Raw genomic sequence first — 4,310 nt, forward strand, 5'->3', positions numbered from 1 at the left:
AAGCTATTATAAAACTTGGAAACCTAAGGAGTATTTGTTTGAGGGACAGAAGGGAGGAAAATATAGCGGTCAATCTGTAGTTAAAGTGGTGAAGACCGCAGCTCATAAAGCAAAGATCAGAATAACAGTAACTCCTCATATGCTTAGGCATAGTTTTGCTACACATCTCCTAGAGGCTGGTGTAGACTTAAGACAAATTCAAGTATTATTGGGTCATAGCTCTAGCAAGACCACTGAGATTTATACTCATGTTGCTACAAATACTTTTAAAACAATAAAAAATCCTCTTGATTCTTAGAATTATATAAAAGATATATAGATCATAATGTTATATATATCCTATATTGGAAGTATATAGATCATAATGTTATATATATCCTATATTGGAGGTATATAGAACATATGTTCTATATACTATTGTTAAGCAATATATTCTTAAAGATAAAAACAATGAAATTGAATCTTTTATTAACAATCGGACTCTCAGCATTAATAAGTTGCGGTACTCAAGGACAAGACAAAAACACAACTCTAGACAAAGACGAGACAGCAGTTTACAATAAGGATAATAATGATTTAAAGTCAGAATTCACAACTGACATTTCGAATTATCTTGATGCATTTAACAAAGGAGACTGGGATGGAGTAATAAATATGACATATCCAAAGCTATTTGACCTTATAACAAAAGAACAAATGATACAGACCTTTAATCAAATGGAAGAAATGGGAATGGAGATGAAAACAGATTTTGACAAAATCGAAAAAATCTCGAAAGTCATAAATTATGAAAACTCAAAATTTTGTAGAGTTTATTATAATGGTGGCCTTACAATCAAAATTAGTGGTGTAATGCTCAAAAATAAGGAGCAATTAAAACAAAGCTTCATCGGAGCTTATGGTCTCGACAATGTAAAATATGATGACACTAATAATAAATTCGATATTAATGCAAAAAAATCAATGATTGCTATATCAAACATAGACTCGAATAAATGGACGTACATAGAATACAATGACCAACAAGACGAGGTGTTAAAACAATTAATTCCTGAAAAAGTATTAGAACAGATTGCAAATTAAACATTGCCTAACAAAACCTATACGTAATGCGGAGTTTCTGCTAAACGAAAGGTAAATACAATTAATGAAATTCGCCAATACTTTAATTTGGTATTTAAAGTGAATAATTTAAAAACAAAATATAAACTCTTGGCTACGTGCAGATTTGAAAACTCCGCTTTTCAAATCCCGCACTACGCATAGCCGGATCGTTGTAAAACATAATGAAAAAAACAAACCTTTAAACCATATTAAAATAATTGTATCTTTGAATTGTGGAAAAAATTGGAGACATAGAAATCCGAGTTGTAGGTAAATTAGGCAATCAAAGTTTAAGTCCTGACAACTACGATATTAAGCATATTGCAACGATTTTGCAAAATGTTGAGGATTTACTATATCCTAATAATAAGAAAGATAGACCAATCATTACTTATGATATTCAAGAAGGTTCTGTCAGACATTTGTTTAAAACAACAATTCAAACAGTAATAGGTTTTAGTGCTGTATTAGGTCAAGTTCAAGCCAATGAATCTATAGATTTTTTGGAATTAAAAACTGCAAGAGCAATTGAAAATATTCAAAATTTATCTCGTCAGAAAAATTATGAATTTCAAATAAAAACTTCTCTCAAAGACGACTATGAATTAACAATAAATGCTTCTACTAAATATTTTAGAACAGAAAACATCTGGGTTGAAGCGGAATTCTACTTTTATGGTATCTTAAAAGATGCTGGAGGAAAAAGTAAAGCTAATATCCATTTAGATACTCAAGATTATGGATACTTATCAATTGAAACTGGAGAAGAATTTTTAAAGGATAGAGAAGAAAATTTACTTTATAAAAAACTCGGTGTTAGAGCAAGTGGAAAACAAAATATTGAGACTGGCGAAATTGACACAAAATCACTTTCTTTATTAGAACTAATTAATTATCACCCAAAATTCGATAGCGATTATCTGAATTCACTAATTAAAAAAGCCAAAAAAAGCTGGAATAACATTAATCCTGATGAATGGTTGTTAAATTTAAGAGGCGGATATGAAGCATAGTGTTTTGTTAGATACAAGTTTTTTTATTCGGCTACTTAATGACGAAGACCCACTTCACTCGAATACTGTTGGTTATTTTAAATATTTCTTGGAAAATGAAATAGCTCTAAAAGTTTCTACTATTAGTATTGCGGAATATTGTGTTCTCGGAAAACTTGAAGACTTACCTCTAAAAAATGTCCAAATTGTTCCGTTTAATCTAAAAGAAGCTGAAAAAACAGGAGAATTCGCCAAAATTATTTTCACAGAAAACAAAATCAATGTGGAAAAACTATCACCACGAGCAATAATTCCTAATGATTCAAAACTTTTTGCTCAATCTGATTTAGATAAAACTATTAGTCATTTCGTAACTTCTGACGTTCGTTCAAAAAACACTTTGGCTTTATTGAAAAAAGGAACTAACCCAAAATTTGATATAATCAGTATTGATGTTCCATATACAGAAACATTCGGAATTTTAGATTTATAAAAATACGTTTTACAACACCGTATATAATTAATGGCTAGTTTGAGCTTACTTACGAAAATCCTCTCGGATATTCTATTCGGTTTTTATTTGCTAAATTAGGTGCATAAACACGCCACTAATCATATACAAAACCGTTGTCTTTAATGCCTAGATATTTCTAGGTCAGCAAATTTTCAGCTTATAAATAAAGCCGTTTTAATCAAAAAAACTGAACTATTCCTCAAGTACAAAATGGAATCAATAGGGAATTTAGTACGTGTCAGATTACTGTCATATCTTTGTCATATATGTGTCTTATCGCTTACAATATAAAGGAGAAGTTAATATTTAGATTTGCATAAAACTTAAAACAATAAGAATATGAATTCTAACACAATTAACTTAAGAGATATTAAAAAAATGAGATTAGAGCGTCATTGGTCTCAGGAACAATTGGCGGAAATGAGCGGTTTAAGCAAAAGAACTATTCAACGAATAGAAAACGGGGAAAACGCAGGGTTAGAATCTCTTAAATCTTTGGCAGCCGTCTTCGAAACCAATATTGAAGATTCGAATAAAAAAGAAGAAGTAGATCAAATTAGAAAAGAAGAAGAATATGTTCAAAATGTAAAAGGATTTTATAAACTTCTTATTTTCGCAATAGTTAACCTTATTATATTCCTTTGGATAGCGATTAATGATTCAGATTCGGAAGGTTGGTTTCTCTTTCTTTATATGTTAATTTTTTGGATATTTGGTCTAGGAGCTTACTCTCTTAATTATCTTGATTTTTTTGGAGAAGAATGGAAAAGAAAGATGATTGATAAAAAATTCAAAAAGAAATAATGATTTTTAATTAGTAATAACGAATGACAAAACGGACAAAAAAGCACTAAAGACAACAACGTGTATAATTAATTGCTTGGTTCTTACCTACGTGGAAATTCCTGCGGAATTTCCTCTGGTTCGTTCCCTTTTTGCTAACTTAGTTGCTTAACTACGCAACAAACCACATACAACACGTTGCGAGCAATACAGGAAAAAAATTGCAAATATCAAATTTTGTACATATATTTGTACTTTATAAAATACAATATTATGCAAATAGCAACTGTTTCTGACTTTAGAAAGGATATTAAAAGTTACTTGGACAGAGTAACAAAGAACTTTGAGACTTTAATCATAAACCGAGGAAAAGATTCTGGAATTGTAGTTATGTCATTAAATGAATATAATTCTTTAATGGCTACAAATCACGAACTTTCTTCTCGAAAAAATGAATTAAGATTAGATTCTGCAATTGACAAATTAAAAAGCGGAACAACTTTCAACAAAGACCTAATCGAAAATTAAAATGAAGTATATTTTCGTTGACGAATCTTGGGAGGATTATTTGTATTGGCAAAAAACAGACAAGAAAAAACTGAAGAAAATAAATGAACTTCTGAAAGACATCGCTCGAAACCCTTTTGACGGAATTGGAAAACCCGAACCGCTAAAACATAAATATGCAGGGTTTTGGTCAAGAAGAATTGATAGCGAACATAGACTGATTTACCAATATAGAGAAGGAGAAATATTAATTGCGAAATGTAGATTTCATTACGACTGAAAAAGTACTGCTGGCAACACCGTATATAATTTATTGCTGGCTTTTTGCCTACTTGCGAAAGTCCTCGCAGACTTTCTTGGTCTGTAATTATTTACTAGATTAGTTGCTAGAAACACGCAACAAACCTTAC

General features: G+C 30.5%; 7 protein-coding genes. All 7 read left to right on the forward strand.

Translation table 11 applies throughout. From position 1 onward, the window contains the following. A partial coding sequence (locus CXF67_RS08360) for a tyrosine-type recombinase/integrase (RefSeq protein ID WP_180957930.1) occupies positions 1-298 on the forward strand: 298 nt, incomplete at its 5' end. Positions 299-450: 152 nt separating this feature from the next. Then, entirely contained in the window at positions 451-1,083 is a 633-nt protein-coding gene (locus CXF67_RS08365; RefSeq protein ID WP_102088345.1) for a hypothetical protein, read from the forward strand. Between the two features lie 254 nt (positions 1,084-1,337). Continuing rightward, positions 1,338-2,117, forward strand: a complete 780-nt coding sequence (locus tag CXF67_RS08370; protein ID WP_102088346.1) for a hypothetical protein — start codon at positions 1,338-1,340, stop codon at positions 2,115-2,117. After that, on the forward strand, positions 2,107-2,589 hold the full coding sequence (locus CXF67_RS08375; RefSeq protein WP_102088347.1) for a PIN domain-containing protein: 483 nt from the start codon (positions 2,107-2,109) through the stop codon (positions 2,587-2,589). Before CXF67_RS08370 ends, CXF67_RS08375 begins: the two co-directional genes overlap by 11 nt. A gap of 360 nt (positions 2,590-2,949) precedes the next feature. Beyond that, a complete protein-coding gene (locus tag CXF67_RS08380) occupies positions 2,950-3,414 on the forward strand; it encodes a helix-turn-helix domain-containing protein (protein ID WP_102088348.1) in 465 nt (154 codons plus the stop codon). 252 nt (positions 3,415-3,666) lie between these two features. Then, the gene (locus CXF67_RS08385; RefSeq protein WP_102088349.1) at positions 3,667-3,921 is read left to right on the forward strand and encodes a type II toxin-antitoxin system Phd/YefM family antitoxin; all 255 of its coding nucleotides are present in this window, start codon (positions 3,667-3,669) and stop codon (positions 3,919-3,921) included. A gap of 1 nt (position 3,922) precedes the next feature. Further along, complete coding sequence (locus CXF67_RS08390) at positions 3,923-4,180, forward strand: Txe/YoeB family addiction module toxin (RefSeq protein WP_102088350.1); 258 nt, start codon at positions 3,923-3,925, stop codon at positions 4,178-4,180. The last annotated feature ends 130 nt before the right edge of the window (positions 4,181-4,310 follow it).

This window comes from Psychroflexus sp. MES1-P1E (genome assembly GCF_002836055.1).
GTDB lineage: Bacteria > Bacteroidota > Bacteroidia > Flavobacteriales > Flavobacteriaceae > Psychroflexus.